Consider the following 19,615-nt stretch of genomic DNA (forward strand, 5'->3'; position numbering starts at 1 on the left):
TGACATTCGCCACAATATCTCCCATTCTGTTGTCCAGACAGACAACGCGCTCTGGGTTGGTCTCGTGCCGAACAGGGCGTTTTTGAGAGCCTAAGTGTTGTCTGTCCGGACAGCAAGATGCCATCCGGCAGAGCGAAACGCAAGCACCGCGAAGCGGAGAAAGTAGTAAAAATGTCAGTCAATGTCGCTGCGCACCTGGTGCGTATCCATGTCGACCGGGAGATTTTCGAGTCGCCCGACCCCACAACGGGCAAAGCGCTCTACGCGCTGGCCGAGATCCCGAACCACCGTGAGTTGTTCCGGGAGGTGCCGGGTGATCACGAGGACAAACTCGTACCGCGCGACGACACTGTGATCGACCTGAAGAAGGATGATCACTTCTACAGCCAGAAGGCTGTGACAGTTGGCATCAATGGCGAGCCCTTCGAAACCACTGAAACTCGTCTCTCGTTCGAGGAACTGGTGAAGATCGCGTTCCCCGTCCTGCCGACGGGAACGTGCATCGAATTCACAGTGACCTACCGTGATGGCCCCCCGTCGAACCCCAAAGGCACGCTCACGGCTGGCCACTCCGTGAAGATCAAAAACAGGATGAAGTTCGATGTCACGGCGACCGATCGATCGTAGCCCGCCGCTGAAGCGGCTTCGAGACGAGGGCTACAGCGTCGACGTGGTCACGGGATATCTCGTGATCCGTGACGTACCCTATGTTGACAGCAACCGGGAGGTAAAGCGCGGCGTGTTGTTCGCCCCATTGGAGGTGACCAACGACGTTGCGAAGCCGCCCAAGGATCACCAGACCAAGTGGTCCGGCGATCACCCTTGCAACGAGGACGGCAGCAAGATCCAGGGGCTTGGCGACAGCGACTTGGGCGACGGCCTGAAGATCGACGGGATGCCGGTGCGCTGGAACTTTTCCTGTAAGCCCAAGCCCGCCGACCGCTACGATGATTTCCATCAAAAGATGGCGCACTACGTGGCGAAAATCTCGGGCCCGGCACAGGTGATCGAGCCGGGTGTGACGGCGCAATCCTTCAAGCCTTACGCGCCCGACGAGGACGACAGCGTCTTTCTTTACGAGGACACGGCCAGTAGTCGCGCCGACATCGTGGCAATCGCGCTAAAGCTCAAGCCGCTGAAGGTTGGCATCGTCGGCCTGGGCGGCACGGGCTCCTACGTCCTGGATTATCTCGCCAAGACCCACGTCCGCGAAATCCACCTCTTCGACAACGACGGGTTCAACCAGCACAACGCCTTTCGGGCGCCGGGCGCGCCTTCAGGCGAAGAACTGGAGGAGGAGCTCTCCAAGGTCGAGTTTCACGCGCGTACCTACAGCAAAATGCGCCGCGGCATCGTCCCGCACAAGGTCAAGCTTACCCCTGAGAACCTTCACCTGCTGGAAGGCCTTGACTTCGTGTTCCTGTGCATGGAGGGGACCGGGAAGCGGCCGATCGTCCAAAAACTGGAGGCAATAAACATCCCGTTCGTAGATGTGGGCATGGGCCTGACGGTGCACAACGAGAGCCTGCGGGGCCAGATACGTACAACGACCAGCACGCCTACCAAGCGCGAGCACGTCCACAACGGGAAACGCATCGCGTTCATGACGACAGAAGAGGTCAACGAGTACGACAAAAACATTCAGGTGGTGGAACTCAACGCTCTGAATGCTGCCTTTGCAGTCATCAAGTTCAAGAAGCTTTTCGGTTTCTACGATGACGACACCCACGAACATTTCAGCATCTTCGTGCTCGCGGGCGCCGAGACGATCAACGAGGACAGCGAATGAAGAGACCCTACAAGATCCGACACGAGTTCGTGGAGTTCGTCCCGAGGGTCCGCGAGGCCGGTGTCCTCTATGTTTCGATCCCGTATGCAACCGCAGTCCATGATTGCTTCTGCGGTTGTGGCACCAAGGTGGTGACACCGATTAGCCCGGTAGGCTGGCAACTCACCTTTGACGGCGAGAGCGTCAGTCTCTCGCCGTCAGTCGGGAACTGGTCATTCGCCTGCCGGTCCCACTATTTCATCCGTATGGACACAGTGGTCTGGGCAGGCGACATGTCGGAGGACGAGATTGCGTGGGGCAGGATGCGCGACAAGGCGGCGCGCGAAGGTCACTTCGGTGGCCATGTCGAGCCGCTCGCTTCGCCGAAGGCCGAGGTCGCGAAAACCAAATCTAGAGGTTTCTGGTCGTGGCTGACCGGCGGTCGTTAACACGTGCCGCGCTTCGGGCCCGCGCAGATGCGAGTCTCATAGGCCTACGTCTGGGCCGGGACCTTGAGGCCGCTCTCATAGGTCGCGCTTTCCGTAGAGCATCCAACTCGGCTGACCTTTCAGAGTGGCACCTAGGCCCGAATCGCGTCAGGCGGAGGCCGTTTCCCAAGAGTGCACTGCGGTCTCCGGTGAAATTTCGAATTTTGGCAGAATAAAAAGGCCAGCAAGCGAGTTGATAGTCGGCCTCGTGCTGCTTACATCGTGCACTGCGAAGTAAGGGGGGTGGCGTGGTTTATTTCAACAAAATTGCCGGATGGATGGGTTTTCCTCACCTGAGTGTGTCTCTCGGGCTGACGTATTCGTTTACAATTGCCTATAAACTGAAAGACAGGACTGACGAGAAGTGGACCGCCTGGTTTATTCGATTCAAAGACAAGAATAATAAAGCCGAGTGGGGTGCGGCGACGGTTCTATACGATGCTGCTCCGACTCTCATCAAGCACTTAGGTATTGATCCCAAACGCGCCTCATTTATCCCCGCGCTTTCGTCCAAGGAAACGAAAGCCGACCCAAGCCGCTCAATACCGTGGATTACCAAGGAATGCGCAAAAACTGTGGGGGCGCAATATTCCGACAGCATCCTATCCAAGAATGTCCATCAGAAGATTCATACGATTTATTCCGCTGAGGGTCGCTCCGCTGAGCTGGATAAGGCTAAGTATCAGTCGGCAAAAATAGATGCGGACCATGTCTTCGTTTTCGATGACTTCATCACGCGAGGTGATACGCTGTCTCGCATCGCGCTAGCGGTGCTTGCCGCTAATCCGAAATGCAAGGTGTATGGGATTGCGCTCGCGAAAGCGGAGAGTGTTGCTTACTGCCCGAATCCCGAGAACGATCATGTTCCTGCTAGGTGGGATACGCTATGGGGGCAGGGCGAACGGGAGCACGACGCGAAGTTCAAGAAGGATTAGAGCAATGGCTTCATCGCCCGTGTCATCGACATCAGTAGCGCTAGTCGCTTTGATGAAGCTCAAAGGTCTCGGCCGGCGGGGGGCCTTGCGCATCGTTAATGGGCCTGTGCCTGACCGTGATGCGAAAGACGTTGTGGTGGACAGGGCGGCGCGGGCGAAGGTATCGGAAAGCGCACTGTTAGAGGCATGGGATCGAGCTCAGGACGAGTTGGAGAAAACGCTAAATAGCGATACGAAGTTTTTCTCATTCCATGACGAAGGGTACCCTCAGCGCCTTCGTAATATCCCAGATCCTCCTGCCGTCTTGTATGTAAGGGGAGCCGTGGCAGGACTCCACGCGACGAAGTGCCTTGCCGTCGTGGGGACGCGTGAGCCAACTCCTTATGGTGAAGCTGTTGCTAGGAAGTCGGCAGCGGCGGCAGCAAGCGAGGGCTTCACTATCGTGAGTGGCTTAGCACATGGCTGCGATACTCTTGGTCACGAAGGCTGCTTGGATGCCCACGGTGTGGGGGTCGCAGTGATGGCCCACGGCTTGGACAAAGTTTATCCCGCCGCCAATCGGGGACTGGCAACTCGCTTAATTGAAAACGGCGGCTGTTTGGTCAGCGAATATCCTCTTGGTGTCACTCCTATGCGGACAGCTTTTGCCGAGCGAGATCGCATCCAAAGTGGTCTCTCCGACGCAGTGCTAGTGGTGGAGACGGATGTGAAGGGTGGGACCATGCACACGGTGCGGTTCTGCCGAGAGCAGAAGCGTGCGCTGGCGTGCATTGATCATCCCGATAAGTGGAAGCACGAGGACAAGACGAAGGGCAATCAGATGATGATTGCTCAGCACTGGGCCCGCGCCATATCCGATGGGGTCGCCTTGACGCAGTTCTTGCTGCACGTCCAGCAGGTCGAACGCTCTCCAGCAAAAAGACCGGAGCGCGCATTGGACATCGATCCTCAAACTCGGTTGGGTTTCTGAGATGATTATTTTCGACTTCGATCAAACTCTCGTGGACACCTCCACAGTTGAGCACCTTCGCGCCGCTCGGGACTGGAAGGCGGTTATGGCCCAAGCCCCGAAACTGGCCGTCTACGGCGGAATTACCGAGTTGCTCATCGAGCTACATGCGGCTGGTCACACATTGGCTATCGTTACAAAAAGCCCCGACATGGTGCCGAAGGCCTTCATAAAGGCACATGCCTGGCCGATAGATATTGTGGTCGGCTATCATCACGTGAAAAACCGAAAGCCGCACCCGGAGGGTCTTTTGCTTGCGATGTCAAAAGCGGGAGGAAAACCTCACAATACTTATCATGTCGGCGATCAGCCTCAGGATACCGAGGCTTCGCGTGGAGCCAACGTCGCCGCGTTGGGCTCGGCATGGGGCTGCCTCGACGTGGCAGGTTTGGAAGCCTCGAAACCAGACGCTATTTTCTCGTCTGTCGGCGAACTGCGCGACTACCTCAAAAAGAAGCTCGACCTGAAATAACCCGCTCAGTCGAAGGTGTCCCCGGAGTCGGTGACAGGGCTCTCCTGCATGACCGTGATCGACGATCCGTCGCTTCCACCGTTCGCGTGATGTCGCGCGGTCTACTTCGGGCAGACGTCGCGGCGCTGCCAATCCGGCTCCTCCATCGACGTTCAGGGGGGCATCTCGAAGGCCGGCGACGAGGACGTGCGGCGGGCGCTCTGCGAGACGGCGTTGGGCCAGAGACGCGCTTCAACGGCTCCGACAAGGTCAAAAGCTGGGGCCAGGGATCGCCGAACGCTCATTTCACTGCAAGGCCTGCGTCAAGTTGACCGTGATCATGCACGCAGTCTATGGACCGGCCGCGCGGTGCAAGGGAATTCGAAACGGGTGGTCGAGTACGGTCCGCGCCAATCTATCCTTCCTCTCACTGGAGCCTATGCTCCGGGCGATCATGGTAATCCGCTCACACCCGATCTTCCTATTTGGCAGTCGCAAAACTCGAAACGGTCACGCTAGAGACTTTGTACGACGGGCGCGAAAGCGGCTGGTCCTCTGACGAGTTTGCCTATCTCAATATAGGTTAATATATGAGGATCACCCATATAGGAACCTATATGGGTAAGGTTTGATATAGTGGCATATATTGACACCCGTCATATAGGAGCCTATATCAGGCTAGCTCATACAGAGATCGTATACGCCATGAAGATCAGAACAGCTCGGGACATTGGTATCCTGATCAAGGAGGCCCGCACCCGTCGCGGCCTGTCCCAGGCTGCCTTGGCCAAGATAATCAACACCACGCAGACGTGGGTGTCGTGGATCGAGAACGGCAAGCCCAGCGCCGAGATCGGTAACGTGCTGCTGGCGCTGACTACGCTTGGTGTGGAGCTGGACTTTCAAATCCCGCCGGCGCCGACGTCAGCTGCTGATCATCATCATAATGCCGATGAACGGCATGTCGACGATGACGACGACGAGATTCCCTACAAGCTCTAGGTGACGATGATCATGGTGAACCCGATCGACACCCTCGACGTCCATATCGCTGGCAGACCGGTTGGGTGGCTCCACCACCTGCAGGGCGGCAAGCTTTCGTTCTCCTATCAAGAGGCATGGATGGAGGGCCGGGTGGCGATCCCGCTTTCCCTGTCCATGCCGACGATCACCAGGACCTACGAGGGCAAGGTCGTCGAGGCATTCCTCTGGGGTCTGCTGCCGGATAATGAGCAGACCCTCGCCAGATGGGCGCAGAGGTTCCAGGTCTCCGCCCGAAACCCGTTTGCCCTGCTCAAGAATGTCGGCCGCGACTGCGCCGGCGCCGTCCAGTTCCTTCCGCGTGGCCACCAGGTTTCCCGCGGCGAGAACGTGGAGTTGCTCACGGAGGCGCAGATTGGCGACCGCCTGCGCGACCTCCGCAAGGATGGTGCGGCGACCCGGCGAATCGGCGATCCTGGTCAGTTCAGTCTCGCTGGTGCGCAGGCAAAGACGGCGTTCCATTTCGACAAGGGCAGCAATCGCTGGGGGATCCCTCTAGGCGACACGCCCACGACACACATCTTCAAGCCGCCTTTGCCGCACTTGCACGGGCATACCGAGAACGAGCATTTCTGCCTGCAGCTTGCATGCAAGCTCGGCATGGACGCTGCACACAGCCAGGTTCTCGACTTCGCAGGCGAAAAGGCGATCGTTCTCGAGCGCTACGACCGCCGCAACATCGACGGCAAGACCATCCGCATCCATCAGGAGGACATGTGCCAGGCCCTATCGGTGATGCCGACGCTAAAGTACGAGAACCAGGGTGGGCCAGGTATCACGGCGATCTCCAAAAAGGTGCTGGCGGCCTCCATGGAACCCGTCCAAGACCGTCAGACCTTCATGGCCGCGAACGTCTTCAACTGGATCATCGCCGGCACGGACGCGCATGCAAAGAACTATTCGATGCTGCTGGGTGCCCAGGGCGAGGCCCGCCTAGCTCCGCTCTACGACATCTCCTCCATTCTGCCGCACCTCGGCGAGGGAGAGATCCAGGCTGAGATGCGCGACCTTAAACTGGCGATGAAGATCGACAGAGCCTACCCGATCGAGGAGATCATGCCGCGCCACTGGCGTCGCTGTGCGTCCTCAGCAAAGGTTGGCGGCGAGTACACAATGCGGACGATCCGCCATCAGCTCGCGGTGATACCGGACATGTCATCGGAATGCGCGCAAGAGCTTCGCCAGGAGGGGATCATCCATGAGATCGTTGGTCGCCTCGTCGACGCGATCACGACGCGCATCCAGGGCTTGTCCCGGATCTATGGAGAGGAAGCCGCCGCGGAGCCCGTGTAGGTTGTGGAGGTGAAAGTCGGGCGGGGATAGCGGATCCACGGACTAATGTCGGCGAAACGGACGGACCGCACACTGCCCATGGCATTCTCGCTCTGATAGGCCCGGGCCGGGTAGGTGCCCGGTTTCGGAACCGGCCATCGGCATCTTGAATGACGGGAATGGGGTCGGTTGCAGAACGGCAGCTTCCCGCCGAATGTGGTCAACTTTCTCTCCAGGAAATCTGACAATGCGGGCCTACGATTTGGCGTCGAGTTGTGGCTTTTTTTAACGGTCAGTATGATTTCCGGCGGTTGGAGATCTGTTTCGGCGTTTGATCAACGGCCGCTGTTGGGTTCAAAGTGGATGGTCGCGTTGGTGTGTGGACAGCAGGCTTGCGGCGTCCCTCGATTGAGATCACCCGCAGGTTTTTGCTCTTGAGTTCATCCAGGTAATCGGCCCACCACTGCATCATCTTGACGCGCTCCTCCCAGTGCTCTGCCCGGGCGTAGGCGCGCCGAACGTCGTTGTTCTCAATGTGGGCCAGCTGCCGCTCTATGGCGTCCGGATGCCACTTGCCGCATTCGTTCAGCAGAGTTGATGCCGTTGCTCGAAAACCATGCGCGGTAGCTTCATCCTTGCTGTAACCCATACGACGCAGTGAGGCGTTAAGCGTATTGTCGGAAATCGGACGCGAAGCCGACCGAACACCAGGAAACAGCAGCGATCCATCACCAGAGATTTCTCTCAGTGAAGTCAGGACGCTGATCGCTTGCTTTGATAGGGGTACGCGGTGCGGCCGTCGCATTTTCATGCGTGCTTCAGGGATCGTCCACACCGAGCTTTCAAAATCGAACTCTTCCCATTCAGCGGCGCGAAGCTCGCCGGGGCGGGGAAACAGCAGCGCTATCAGCTTTAGACCGGCTCGGGTTGTAGGCTGTCCATCAAATGCATCGATCCCCCTCAGCAAACCGCCCAAGGCCTTCGGATCGGTAATCGCGGCGCGAGACGTTACCTTCGGACTGATGAGTGCGCCTCTGAGGGCGAAGGTCGGATCTGTCTCGGCGCGTGCGGTCGCGATTGCGTATCGAAACACGCTGCCGACGGTGGAGCGCAGTCGCCTGGCCGACTCGTATCGACCGCGAACCTCGACTCGACGGAGGGCGGTAAGGATGATAGCCGGATCGATCTTCCGAATGCACTTATCGCCGATTATCGGATAGGCAAAGTCGAGCAGCCATTTCACCTTGCTGATCGTCCGGACGGCACGTCCCTCCTTCTTCAGCTTGTCAACATATTCGTCCGCGATTGAGCGAAAGGAGTCCTTTGCCGAATCGGCCTTCCGCAAGCTGCGTTCCTTTCCAGGGTCGACGCCAGCTAGCAGGAGCCTTTTAGCATCATCGCGCGCCTCCCGTGCCTCAGCGAGAGAGATAAGCGGATAGCTCCCCAGCGCGAGCAGTTTCTGCTTGCCGTCAAAGCGGTAGGCGAGCCGCCAGAGGCGAGAGCCCGTGGGCTGTACCCATAGCTGCAGCCCGCCCCCGTCAGACAATTTCACGAGTTTGGAAGCAGGGCGGGCGTTTCGACATTTCACGTCGGATAGGGCCATTCGTCAGGTCTCCCTTGGCTGTTTCGATACCATCAGGATGTCGAATACCAACGGAAATACCATCCCCCCGCCTCGTTGGACCAAATGCGCCCGAAGCGCTCTCTGTCCCGCTTAATTGCGCAATGCGACGGAAAAAGATCAACAATCCCAGTGGCTTGCAGAAGCGGCAGCGTAGAAGGTTCGGCTTAACGGAGTGTCGGGAGAAGAGGGGATGGTGCCCAGAGGCGGATTCGAACCACCGACACGCGGATTTTCAGTCCGCTGCTCTACCAACTGAGCTATCTGGGCCTCGCCGGCAAACGAGACATCGCCTGACCGGATTTCAGGAAAGCGCCGTGGGGCACCCCTTGAAAGCGCGTGGGTTATAGCACGGGAATCCGGCCTGTCCAGCGCCTAAGCGCTGATTTTCCGGGGCAATTGTCGCAGACAATACCGACGCCGGCAAAGCAGCAATTGCGTAAGGTCGGCGAAGTGGAATTGCGCGGCCGGCACCGCCCAAACCCTACTTCGGCTCGTCGCTCTCGTCCTCGTCATCCCGCGCGGTGATGACATAGGCGCCCTTCAGCCAGCGGTTGAGGTCGATGTCCTTGCAGCGCTTCGAGCAGAACGGATAGGTCTCGCGCGCCGACGGCTTGCCGCATTCGGGGCAGGGGCGCTTCGGGCGCAGTGGTGTGACCTTATCGTCCAGGCTCATGGCCGCGCGGTATGCCAGCTGGTGTGGACCTTGAAGCCTTCGCCCGAAAGCAGCGCCACCGTCTCGTAGAGCGGCAGGCCGACGATGTTGGTGTAGGAGCCGACCAGCTTGACGACGAACGACCCGGCGAGACCCTGGACGGCATAGCCGCCGGCCTTGCCGCGCCATTCGCCGGAGGCGACATAGGCGTCGATCTCCTCGCGCGGAAGCCGCTTGAAGCGTACCCTGGATTCAACCAGCCTTTGGCGCAGCTTGCCGCCCGGCGTAATCAGGCAGATGCCGGAATAGACTCGGTGCGAACGGCCCGAAAGCAGTCCAAGGCAATTGGCGGCGTCGTCCAGCGTCTCGGCCTTGGGCAGGATGCGGCGTCCGACCGCGACCACCGTATCGGCGGCCAGCACGAAACTTGGCGCATAGTCTTCCTCGCTTTTCAGCGAGGCCAGCGCCTTCTCGGCCTTTTCGTTCGACAGCCGCTTGGCCAGCGAGCGCGGATGTTCGGCGCGCAGCGGCGTTTCGTCGACATCGGCTGGCAGCACGCGGTCCGGCTCGATGCCGGCCTGTTGCAACAGTTCGATCCGGCGCGGCGAACCAGAGGCAAGCACGAGCTTCTGCAGGATGCTCATCGCGGTTCGCGCCGGACTGTTACTTGAAACGGTAGGTGATGCGGCCCTTGGTCAGGTCATAGGGCGTCATCTCGACCAGGACCTTGTCGCCGGTCAGCACACGGATGCGGTTCTTGCGCATGCGGCCAGCCGTATGGGCGATGATCTCGTGTTCGTTTTCGAGCTTCACCCGGAACATCGCGTTGGGCAACAATTCCGTCACGACACCCGGAAACTCGAGGACTTCTTCCTTCGGCATTCGATACCTTTGCTTGGATTGCAGTTCCGGCGCCCTGGAGCGCCCAGGCCGGAATTTCGGCGGAACCTATATGATAATCGTGCGCTTGTGAACACGCTTAGATCGCGTCATATGCGACGCGCTCCGAGCTTTCGTTTTATGCCTGTCGTTGTCTCAAAACCGGGACCGCTTTTAAGCGACATGCATCAATCCGCCGCGTTTTTTACCTCCGGAAGCAGAAAACGTCGGCTGATGCGCGCTTTCAGCCGTTCTCTCACGTCGCGATAGCTGGCCATGATCTGCTCGCGCCTGCCGCCGACATCGGTCGGATCCGGCATCGGCCAGTATTCGACGTCGACGGCAAGCGAGCGGGTGAGTTCGAGCGCGGCGTGGTGGGCTTCCGGCGCCAGGGTGACGATCAGGTCGAAATAATCGTCCTCGAGATCGTCCATCGAGCGCGGCTGGCGCTCGCCCAGCGTCAGGCCTTCTTCGGCCAGCACCGCGTCGACGAACGGATCGCGCTCGCCCCTGTGCACGCCGGCAGAGGCGACGAAAGTGGCCGGCGGCAGCATGCGCCGCGCCAGCTGCTCGGCCATCGGCGAGCGCACGGCGTTCATGCCGCACAAGAACAGGATCGAGCGGGGCGCCCCAGTCAGGTCTAACCCCGCCAGTGCAGCACGCAGACCAGCGTGAACAGCCGCCGCGCCGTGTCGAAGTCGATGTCGATCTTGCCGGCCAGCCGGTCCATCAACGTCTGCGAGCCTTCATTGTGCAGGCCGCGCCGGCCCATGTCGATCGCCTCGATATGGCTTGGCGTCGAGGAGCGGATGGCGTCGTAATAGCTTTCGCAGATCAGGTAGTAGTCCTTGACGATGCGCCTGAGCGGCGTCAGCGACAGGATATGGGTGACGACATCAGCACCATCCTCGCGGGCGACCGCAAACACCAGCCGGGATTCGGCCAGCGAGAGCTTCAGCCGATAAGGCCCGGCGCCGTCATCATTGACCGGCTGAAAGCTGTTTTCTTCGATCAGGTCGAAGATCGCCACCGCGCGCTCATGTTCGACATCGGGCGTCGAACGGCCGATCGACTCGTCGAGCTCGACATCGATCAGCCTTGCGCGGGTTTGATCGCCGTCCGCCATCGCCGCCTACATGTTCAGCCGGATGGCGACGGAGCGGCCATGCGCGTCGAGGCCTTCCGCCTTGGCCAGCGCAATCGCCGCCGGCGCAAGTGCTCTCAGCTGCTCCGGCCCGAGCTTCAGGATCGAGGTGCGCTTGACGAAATCGAGCACCGACAGGCCCGAAGAGAAGCGCGCCGAACGCGCCGTCGGCAGCACGTGGTTGGAGCCGCCGACATAGTCGCCGATGACTTCGGGCGTATGGCGTCCCAGAAACACAGCACCCGCATTGCGCATCCTGGCCAGGAAGCCCTCGGCATCGTCGATGGCGAGTTCCACATGTTCGGCGGCGATGCGGTCGACCAGCGGCAGCGCGGCTTCGATGGTCTCCACCAGGATCACCGCGCCGAAATCGCGCCAGCTGGCAGCCGCCGTCTCGGCGCGCGGCAGGCTCAGCAATTGGCGCTCGACCGCCTGTTCGACTGCTTTTCCGAACGCAGGATCGTTGGTGATCAGGATCGATTGCGCCGACACGTCGTGCTCGGCCTGCGCCAGAAGATCGGCGGCGATCCAGTCGGGATCGTTGCTGCCGTCGGCCACCACCAGCACTTCAGACGGTCCGGCAATCATGTCGATGCCGACCGTGCCGAACACCTGGCGCTTGGCGGCGGCGACATAGGCATTGCCGGGCCCGACGATCTTGGCGACCGGCCGGATCGTTTCGGTGCCATAGGCAAGGGCGGCAATCGCCTGCGCGCCGCCGACGCGGTAAATCTCTGAAACGCCTGATATATCGGCGGCCACCAGCACCAGCGGATTGATGATGCCGCCCGGCGCCGGCACGACGATGACGATGCGCTCGACGCCCGCCACCCTGGCCGGCACGGCGTTCATCAGCACCGAGCTTGGATAGCTTGCCGTGCCGCCCGGCACATAGAGCCCGACCGCCTCGATCGCCGTCCAGCGCGAACCCAACTCGACCCCGGCGGCATCGGTATAGCGATCGTCCTTGGGCATTTGTCGCTCGTGATGGGATCGGATGCGGTCACGGGCAAATTTCAGCGCCTCGACCGTCTGCGGATCGGCGTCTTTGTAGGCCTGCGCGATGTCGTCCTTCGACACGGCGATGCCGAGGCTATTGAGGTCGGCCTTGTCGAATTTCAGCGTGTAGTCGACCAGGGCAGCGTCGCCCTCGGCACGAACCCGCGCAATGATGGCGCGCACGGCAGTGTCGACGTCCTCCGATACCTCCCGCTTGGTGGTCAGGAAGGCGGCGAAACGCTGCGCGAAACCGGCATCGGACTGGATAAGCGTAATGGCCATCGGCTGCGTCTAGATCGTGATGAGACTTGGTTGAAATCTCATCACGATCTAACCCTTTGTTGGAGCAAGATCTCTGGACAGACGATTCCCGTTTTGTCCAACAAAAACCGGCACCCACTTTTTGGGATCATGCTCTAGACCCTGTGCACCGGACGCGAGGTGGCTTCCCAGGCGCCGCCTATGTCGGCAAGCCGCGCCTCGATGCATTCGACGTCGAGCATGATCGCGCCGCCGCCGGAAAAGACCAATTCGACGATGCCGGCCGGCTTGCTGATTTCGATAAAGCTGATTGCCAGAAGCGACAGCACCTCGGCCGGCCGATCGCGGGCAATGCCGCTGGTCTTGGCGCCGAGCACGCGGTCGAAATGCAACACCGCCTGGCGCCGCTCATTGTGCGGGCTGAACAATCCGGATTTCGCCTCCCAGACGAAGCGGTTCATGGTCAATATGAAACGCTTGGCCGAAGGCAGGTATTCGAGATCCGAGACTTTCATCACGGCGTCCTGGACGTGAGCCGAGACGATGCTCAGATCCTGATCGTCGAGCGCAATGAGTTTGAGGGCTGCCATGCCGAATGCACACCTGAAAGTTGGTTTCAGCCTTCTGTTAGGCGGTCTTTCCGGTCCGTGCAACCGCGACACAAATTCAACCCGAGGCTAGCGCCTCGGGTTTGAAGTGTTGGCGGTGAATGAAGGCAGCACCAGACGCCTGTCTGTCTGAAGCAACTGCCGTGCGGTTAAGCTGAAATCCGCTCGATCACCGCGCCGCAATTGGAGAGCTTTTCTTCCAGCCGCTCAAAACCGCGGTCGAGGTGGTAGACGCGGTTGACCGTCGTTTCGCCTTCGGCCGCCAGACCGGCGATGACCAGCGACACCGAGGCGCGCAGATCGGTCGCCATCACGGGTGCGCCCTTCAGCTTGGCGACGCCGTCGACGATCGCCGTTTGGCCGGACAGCGTGATGTGGGCGCCGAGCCGGGCCAGTTCCTGCACATGCATGAAGCGGTTTTCGAAGATGGTCTCGGTGATGCGCGACTTGCCCTTGGCCATGGTCATCAGGCCCATGAACTGCGCCTGCAGATCGGTCGGGAAGGCCGGGAACGGCGCCGTCATGACGTCGACCGGCGAAATGCCGGCGCCGTTGCGCCGGACGCGAATGCCGGAATTGGTCGGCGTGATCTCGGTACCGGTCTGGGCAATCACATCCAACGCGGTCTGCAGCAGCTCGGGGCGGGCGCCTTCGAGCACGACATCACCGCCGGTCATGGCCACCGCCATGGCATAGGTGCCGGTCTCGATGCGGTCGGGGATGACGCGCACGCGCGCGCCCGACAGCGACTCGACGCCATCGATGGTGATAACAGGCGTGCCGGCGCCGGAAATCCTGGCGCCCATGGCGTTGAGGCATTCGGCGAGGTTGACGATTTCGGGCTCGCAGGCGGCGTTTTCCAGCACCGTCTCGCCCTTGGCCAGCGCCGCCGCCATCATCAGCACATGGGTGGCGCCGACGGAGACTTTCGGGAAGACATAGCGATTGCCGACGAGGCGGCCGTTCCTGGTCTTGGCCAGCACATAGCCGGTGTCGACATCGATGTCGGCGCCCAGCGCCTGCAAGCCCTCGAGGAACAGGTCGACCGGCCGCGTGCCGATGGCGCAACCGCCGGGAAGCGACACTTTCGCCTCGCCCATGCGGGCCAGCAGCGGGCCGATCACCCAGAACGATGCCCGCATCTTCGACACCAGCTCGTAAGGCGCGGTCGTGTCGACGATGTTGCGGGCCGAGAAATTGATGGTGCGCGAATAGCCCTCATTCTGCTTCTCGCGGCGGCCGTTGACCGAATAGTCGACGCCGTGATTGCCGAGAATGCGGATCAGCTGCTCTACATCGGCCAGATGCGGCACGTTTTCCAGCGTCAGCGTGTCGTCGGTGAGCAGCGAGGCGATCATCAGCGGCAAAGCGGCGTTTTTCGCGCCCGAAATCGGAATGCTTCCGGCGAGCTTGTTGCCGCCGACAATTCTGATGCGATCCATGAGAGAATGTCCCCTCGGCCCGATAGGCCGGTTTTCGTCAGTTTGAGTATCGGCCCGTCTAGACCATTGGCCGGCTTGGTTCAAGAAATAGGATTTCTGAGCCCCTTTGGCCAAGGTGACCGGCCAGTGTGGCTGATATCGGTCAGTCCTTGTGCATTTTTTCAGCAGCCGGCAGTCCTTCGGGCCGCTGGTCAGGATCACCGGTGCGCCGCGAGCGCGCTTGCGTCTTGCGCTTCATGAGATTGGCGCGCAGCTGCTCGGCCAGACGGTCCTTGCGGTCAGTCCCGTCCTTTTTTTCCGGATCAGCCTTTTTCGGTGGAATTGTCTTCTCGTCCATCGTTCCGTCCCGCCCGCAACTGGCAGGGCCTGCCGTTCAAGGGATAGTTAGCATTGTGGCGCCGCCATGTCAGCGAAACTTGTCTGGCAAAGCCTTTCACAGACGCCTTGCGCTTGCCGGTTCTATATGGCAGAAGCCCCGCCATCAGCGGCTGCGGTAGCTCAGTGGTAGAGCACTCCCTTGGTAAGGGAGAGGTCGAGAGTTCAATCCTCTCTCGCAGCACCAGTTCATTCCTTTGATTTAAAAAGATGCAGTCGCGAAGTCCGGGTCTCGTTGCGGACCAAAAAAGCCGGCTGACGCAAAAGTGCCAATCCCGCGCATCCAACCGTGGCGCCTCGCCCGGAAACATTGAGAGAAAGAGGCTCTACGGGGCCGGACGACTGCTCAACAAGTCCGGACCTGTCAACTCACGAACAGGCCGGTCTGGCCGTATCCGGCATGCTGAACACTACCGCTCGCACGCTGAAAGCCAGCCTCCTCGTACGCATATCCACGACAAGAACACAGCTCGCCCAAGGACTTGCCATCGGCCGGCCATCATGATGCCATCTCGCCTGCGGAAGATAGCGTCGGGTTTTGGGGTAGAGAATGCTCTTTGGGCGAACGGCAGGTGCGACAGGGCGCATGTGCGCGGCAATTGCCGCAGCACTGGTGTGCCTATGCGCGTTTGGCCCCGCTTTGGCTGAAGAGCCGAAGGCGCTGAAAGGCGTCGCGCTCATCATCGGTCAGTCCGACTACCAGCATGTCGGCAAACTGCCCAATCCGGAAAACGACGCCCGCGCCATCGAGGAGATGTTCGACAGGCTCGGCTTCGAGACCAATGTCGCCACCAACCGCGACGCGCGCAAATTGCGGCGCGATCTCGAAGGCTTCGTCGACGATGCCGAGGGCGCCGATGTCGCCATCATCTACTATTCCGGCCACGGCATCGAAGCCGGCGGCGAGAATTATCTGGTCCCTGTCGATGCCGATATCTCGGCGCTCGACAATGCCGGCGAAAAGCTGGTGCCGCTGTCGTCCATCGTCGCCGAACTGAAGGCCAAGGTGCCGGTCACCATCGTTCTGCTGGACGCCTGCCGCAACGATCCGTTCCCGCCGGGCACGCTCCTGAAGCTGGCGCCGGGCGACCAAGGCAAGCCGATCGGCGCCGGCGGTCTCGGGGAAACGCGCGGCGTGGTTTCCCTGAAGGGCGGCGCCGACGCCAAGGGCTCGGTCGACGGCAGCCTCGGCCAGGTCATCGCCTTTGCCGCCGAGCCCGGCAAGGTTGCGCTGGACGGTCCGGCCGATGGCAACAGCCCCTATGCGGCAGCGATCCTGCGCCACATCGACACGATGGGCGGCGAGGAATTCGGCACCGTTCTGCGCATGATCGGCGAGGAGGTCTATCTCAAGACCAACGGCCAGCAGCGGCCCTGGGTCAATGAGAGCCTGCGCCGGCTGCTCTATTTCGGTACCCCCGCCGAGGCACCGAAAGGCGATGAGGGCGAAATCCTCAGGGAGCGGCGCCAGCTCCTGCTGACCATCTCGACGCTACCCGATCCGGAGCGCCGCCAGATCGAAACCATATCGCGTGACGGCAAGGTGCCGATGGATGGGCTTTACGCCATGCTGAAGGCGCTCGGGGTCGACATACCCAAGGATCCGGCTGAGCTCGACAAGCTGCTGCGTGGCCAGACCGAACGGCTGAAACACGTGTTGGCCGAACGCGAGACTTTGAAAAACCCGGACCCCGAAATTGCCAGGCTATCGAAACTCGCCGAACAGGCGGTTCAGGAAGGCGCGCTCGAAGCGGCGCAGAAATTCAACGAGCAGGCCAAGGCCCGCATCGGCGAACTTTCGTCTACGGTCGACCAGGCCGAGGCCGAGCTGAAGGCAAAGCGGCTCGAATTCGCAAAGGTTTTCGCCAGCAGCGCCAGAACCTACGAGATTTCCTTCAACTTCAAGGAGGCGGCTCAGGACTACGCCAAGGCCTATGAGCAGGCCGCGAAATGGAGCGACGAAGATGCGTTCTACTACAAGGCGGCAGAGGCCAACGCTCTGTCGGAACAAGGGGACTTCTCCGGCGACAATGCGTATCTCGCCCAGGCCCTGACAGCCTATGAACAGGCATTGACCTATGTCACCCGCGAAAAGTTGCCGCTGCTTTGGGCGGCCACCCAGAACAATATGGGCGCCACGCTTGCTACTTTGGGCGAACGGGAAGCCGGCCGCGACAACCTCGACAAGGCAGCTGCCGCCTATGAGCAGGCGCTGACCGTCTATACGCATGACGCCTACCCTGACGACTGGGCATCGACCTATGGCAATCTGGGCACGGTCTACTGGCGGCTCGGCCAGCGCGAGAACGGGACGGCACTGCTTGAGCGGGCAGTCGCGGCCTTCCGCTCGGCGCTCGAGGTACAGTCGTCGAAAAAACTGCCGCTTGAATGGGCGGCGACGCAGAACAATCTCGGCATCGTGCTGTCCGAGATCGGCGAACGCCAGACCACATCGGACAGTTTTCGCGCAGCGATATCGGCGCATCGCGCCGCGCTGACAGAATATCGCCGGGATCGCGTACCGCTCGACTGGGCATTGAGCCAGATCAATCTGGGTGTCGTTCTGGCGAGCCTCGGCGCGCGCGAAAAGGATGTACCGACGCTTGAGCAATCGGTCGCGGCCTTCCAGGCGGCGGCTGAGGAGATGACCAGGGAACGCGCGCCGGCGCAATGGGCGACGATCCAGAACAATTTGAGCACCGCATTCGAGTCGATCGGCGAGATCAACGGCGATATCGCCGCGTTGCAGCGCGCGCGGGAGGCGGCGGAGGCAGCGCTTTCGGTTCGGACGCGCGAGCGCGCGCCGGCCGACTGGGCGAACGGCCAGCTGACGCTGGGCAACGCACTGCATCGTCTTGGCGCCAGGCAGAACGACGACGCCATGTTGCTCAAGGCGGTCTCAGCCTACGAGGCGGCGCTATCTGAATATACGCGTGAAAAGCTGCCGCTCGACTGGGCCTCGCTGCAACAGAATCTCGGCTTCGTTTATGCAACGCTTGGAAATCGAGACACAGGAACCGACTATTTGCAGAAGTCGGCGGCCTCCTACAGCAAGGCATTGGAAGTCTACACCGCCACCTCCGCCCCCCTCGATTTCGCCTCGACAGAGTACGATCTCGGCGCCACGCTGTCGACCTGGGGTGCCCGTGCGGGCGACAGGGCGATCCTCGAACAGGCGGTCGCCGCTTATGATTCCGCGCTCACGGTGCGGACCAGAGAGGGCGCCCCGACCGACTGGGCGACGACGCAATACCGGCTGGGCATCGCCCTTTCCATGCTGGGCAAGGCCAATGGCGGCCCGGTCGAGGCGCTCGAACGCTCGGTGACAGCCTATCGCGCGGCGCTCGAGGTGCAGACTCGCGACAGCGATCCGGTCTCTTTTGCGGCAACACAATGGGGATTGGGCCATGTCCTGCTCGTGCTCGGCGACAGGACACAGAACGCCGATGACTTCAGCCAGTCGGTGACTGCGCTCGAAGCGGCCTTGCCCTTCTATGACCGCGCCACGGCGCCGGAAGATCATGCACAACTGCAGAACAATCTCGGTAGCGCCTACTACTACCTTGCCGGTAGCAGCAACGATCCGTCTCTTTACCAGAGGGCGGCGACCGCGCACGAGGCGGCGCTCGCCGTCTATGCCGCGTTGCCCGATCGCACACTGTGGGCCTCCGTTGAAGGCGATCTCGGCAACGCGCGGATGATGCAGGCCAGCGCTACCTCCGACCCGGACACAATGGCGAAGTCGGTTCAGGCCTACGAGGCGGCGCTCAGCGTGATTGCCCGCGACACAGACGCCGATGAGTGGCTACGCAACCAGGCCAATCTGGCCAGCGCGCTGTCGACGCTGGGCTACTGGCGCAACGATGTCGCCTTGCTGAAGCGCTCGGCCGCCATCTATCGCAGCATACAGAGCGTGCGCACTCGTGAGCGGGCGCCGGAGCAATGGGTCCGCACGCAGGGCGATTTCGCCCGGGTGCTCGCCATGATTAGGGACAAGGCGCCGGAGTCGGCGGTGTTCGATGAAGAGATCGCCGCCAACCGCGCACTGGCCGATGAGGTCGGCCGCGACCGCGACCCCGACCGATGGGCGAGCGTGCAGAACGAGGTCGGCTATGCCTTGACGCTTGCCGGCCGCGCCGAAAACAACGTCGCCCGCTTCGAGGAGGCGGTGCCGATCCTGCGCGAGGCAATCGCCGTGCAAAAGAAGATCAATTCGGTGCCGGCCGTAGCCTTCACGCAGGACAGCCTGTGCGACGTGCTGGTCGACCTCGGTGCTGCCCGCAAGGACAAGGCGCTTGCCGAGGAAGCCATCGCCGCCTGCCAGGATGCGCTCGTCATTTTCAAGGAGCGCAAGATGGACGAACTCGCCGCCGGTTCGGAACAAAACCTCGCCGAGGCACAGGCGCTGCTCGCCGGCTTGAACTGAGGCTCCAGACAACGCTGATGCAGGGCAATCACATAGGGCGCTCCCCCCATTCTTCGATGTTTGCCCGGCACCTACCCCCACCTTAATCCCTCCCCACAAGGGGGAGGGAGACCTGGTAAGCGTTGATCTCGGCAAATTACTGAGGTCTAGATGCAAGGGCGGAGATACAGGGCGCGCCGCAGCTTTCCCTCCCCTTGTGGGGAGGGATTAAGGGTAGGGGTACGTGCCGGGCAAACCTTGT

The 19,615-nt window shown here is 61.0% G+C and carries 20 protein-coding genes and 2 tRNA genes; 11 read left to right on the plus strand and 11 right to left on the minus strand.

Annotation, left to right across the window (positions count from 1 at the left end):
- The first annotated feature begins 117 nt into the window (after nt 1-117).
- The 9 genes from X726_RS1000000168030 to X726_RS157935 all read left to right on the plus strand — a co-directional run bounded on the left by X726_RS1000000168030 (nt 118) and on the right by X726_RS157935 (nt 6,985).
- Entirely contained in the window at nt 118-627 is a 510-nt protein-coding gene (locus tag X726_RS1000000168030) for a multiubiquitin domain-containing protein (RefSeq protein WP_023746229.1), read from the plus strand.
- Nucleotides 602-1,789: a ThiF family adenylyltransferase gene (locus X726_RS157950; protein WP_023669272.1), complete on the plus strand. Its 1,188-nt coding sequence runs from the start codon at nt 602-604 to the stop codon at nt 1,787-1,789. Before X726_RS1000000168030 ends, X726_RS157950 begins: the two co-directional genes overlap by 26 nt.
- Nucleotides 1,786-2,217, plus strand: coding sequence for a DUF6527 family protein (locus X726_RS157945; RefSeq protein WP_023669273.1), 432 nt, complete (start codon nt 1,786-1,788; stop codon nt 2,215-2,217). Before X726_RS157950 ends, X726_RS157945 begins: the two co-directional genes overlap by 4 nt.
- 287 nt (nt 2,218-2,504) lie before the next feature.
- On the plus strand, nt 2,505-3,191 hold the full coding sequence (locus X726_RS1000000171070; protein WP_198022479.1) for a phosphoribosyltransferase: 687 nt from the start codon (nt 2,505-2,507) through the stop codon (nt 3,189-3,191).
- 85 nt (nt 3,192-3,276) lie between these two features.
- Nucleotides 3,277-4,161: a DNA-processing protein DprA gene (locus X726_RS0134935; RefSeq protein ID WP_198022480.1), complete on the plus strand. Its 885-nt coding sequence runs from the start codon at nt 3,277-3,279 to the stop codon at nt 4,159-4,161.
- A 1-nt stretch (nt 4,162) separates the two neighbouring features.
- A complete protein-coding gene (locus X726_RS1000000168035; RefSeq protein ID WP_023669276.1) occupies nt 4,163-4,672 on the plus strand; it encodes an HAD-IA family hydrolase in 510 nt (169 codons plus the stop codon).
- Between the two features lie 162 nt (nt 4,673-4,834).
- Nucleotides 4,835-5,170 (plus strand): hypothetical protein, encoded by a 336-nt coding sequence (locus tag X726_RS1000000168765; RefSeq protein WP_348524589.1) that lies wholly within the window; start codon nt 4,835-4,837, stop codon nt 5,168-5,170.
- A gap of 186 nt (nt 5,171-5,356) precedes the next feature.
- Entirely contained in the window at nt 5,357-5,653 is a 297-nt protein-coding gene (locus tag X726_RS1000000168770; RefSeq protein WP_023669277.1) for a helix-turn-helix domain-containing protein, read from the plus strand.
- Between the two features lie 12 nt (nt 5,654-5,665).
- A complete protein-coding gene (locus tag X726_RS157935; protein ID WP_023669278.1) occupies nt 5,666-6,985 on the plus strand; it encodes a type II toxin-antitoxin system HipA family toxin in 1,320 nt (439 codons plus the stop codon).
- A gap of 271 nt (nt 6,986-7,256) precedes the next feature.
- Here the strand turns inward: X726_RS157935 and X726_RS157930 are convergent, their stop codons facing one another.
- From X726_RS157930 to X726_RS157880, 11 genes are all read right to left on the minus strand, one after another.
- Nucleotides 7,257-8,567 (minus strand): integrase arm-type DNA-binding domain-containing protein, encoded by a 1,311-nt coding sequence (locus X726_RS157930; RefSeq protein ID WP_023669279.1) that lies wholly within the window; start codon nt 8,565-8,567, stop codon nt 7,257-7,259.
- Nucleotides 8,568-8,779: 212 nt separating this feature from the next.
- Nucleotides 8,780-8,855, minus strand: a tRNA-Phe gene (locus X726_RS157925).
- A 214-nt stretch (nt 8,856-9,069) separates the two neighbouring features.
- Nucleotides 9,070-9,261: a DNA gyrase inhibitor YacG gene (yacG, locus tag X726_RS157920; RefSeq protein WP_023669280.1), complete on the minus strand. Its 192-nt coding sequence runs from the start codon at nt 9,259-9,261 to the stop codon at nt 9,070-9,072.
- Nucleotides 9,258-9,884 (minus strand): Maf-like protein, encoded by a 627-nt coding sequence (locus X726_RS157915; protein WP_023669281.1) that lies wholly within the window; start codon nt 9,882-9,884, stop codon nt 9,258-9,260. The genes yacG and X726_RS157915 overlap by 4 nt, the downstream gene beginning before the upstream one ends.
- Nucleotides 9,885-9,903: 19 nt before the next feature.
- The gene (gene infA / locus X726_RS157910; protein ID WP_006200926.1) at nt 9,904-10,122 is read right to left on the minus strand and encodes a translation initiation factor IF-1; all 219 of its coding nucleotides are present in this window, start codon (nt 10,120-10,122) and stop codon (nt 9,904-9,906) included.
- 185 nt (nt 10,123-10,307) lie between these two features.
- Nucleotides 10,308-10,772, minus strand: coding sequence for a low molecular weight phosphatase family protein (locus tag X726_RS157905; protein ID WP_081725519.1), 465 nt, complete (start codon nt 10,770-10,772; stop codon nt 10,308-10,310).
- The gene (locus X726_RS157900; protein ID WP_023669283.1) at nt 10,760-11,245 is read right to left on the minus strand and encodes a UPF0262 family protein; all 486 of its coding nucleotides are present in this window, start codon (nt 11,243-11,245) and stop codon (nt 10,760-10,762) included. The genes X726_RS157905 and X726_RS157900 overlap by 13 nt, the downstream gene beginning before the upstream one ends.
- 6 nt (nt 11,246-11,251) lie before the next feature.
- Nucleotides 11,252-12,544 carry a histidinol dehydrogenase gene (gene hisD / locus X726_RS157895; RefSeq protein WP_023669284.1) on the minus strand — a complete coding sequence of 431 codons (1,293 nt, stop codon included), beginning with the start codon at nt 12,542-12,544 and terminating at the stop codon, nt 11,252-11,254.
- A gap of 134 nt (nt 12,545-12,678) precedes the next feature.
- The gene (locus tag X726_RS157890; protein ID WP_023669285.1) at nt 12,679-13,113 is read right to left on the minus strand and encodes a DUF2948 family protein; all 435 of its coding nucleotides are present in this window, start codon (nt 13,111-13,113) and stop codon (nt 12,679-12,681) included.
- Nucleotides 13,114-13,280: 167 nt separating this feature from the next.
- Nucleotides 13,281-14,573 (minus strand): UDP-N-acetylglucosamine 1-carboxyvinyltransferase, encoded by a 1,293-nt coding sequence (murA, locus tag X726_RS157885; RefSeq protein WP_023669286.1) that lies wholly within the window; start codon nt 14,571-14,573, stop codon nt 13,281-13,283.
- Nucleotides 14,574-14,715: 142 nt separating this feature from the next.
- Nucleotides 14,716-14,910 (minus strand): hypothetical protein, encoded by a 195-nt coding sequence (locus X726_RS157880; RefSeq protein WP_023669287.1) that lies wholly within the window; start codon nt 14,908-14,910, stop codon nt 14,716-14,718.
- Between the two features lie 150 nt (nt 14,911-15,060).
- Between X726_RS157880 and X726_RS157875 the strand changes: the two genes are divergently transcribed.
- Nucleotides 15,061-15,135 (plus strand) — tRNA-Thr (locus tag X726_RS157875).
- Nucleotides 15,136-15,498: 363 nt separating this feature from the next.
- Nucleotides 15,499-19,374, plus strand: a complete 3,876-nt coding sequence (locus X726_RS0134945) for a caspase family protein (protein ID WP_084630697.1) — start codon at nt 15,499-15,501, stop codon at nt 19,372-19,374.
- Nucleotides 19,375-19,615 lie beyond the last annotated feature (241 nt).

Origin of the sequence: Mesorhizobium sp. LSJC285A00 (assembly GCF_000503155.1) — a bacterium.
Classification (GTDB): domain Bacteria; phylum Pseudomonadota; class Alphaproteobacteria; order Rhizobiales; family Rhizobiaceae; genus Mesorhizobium.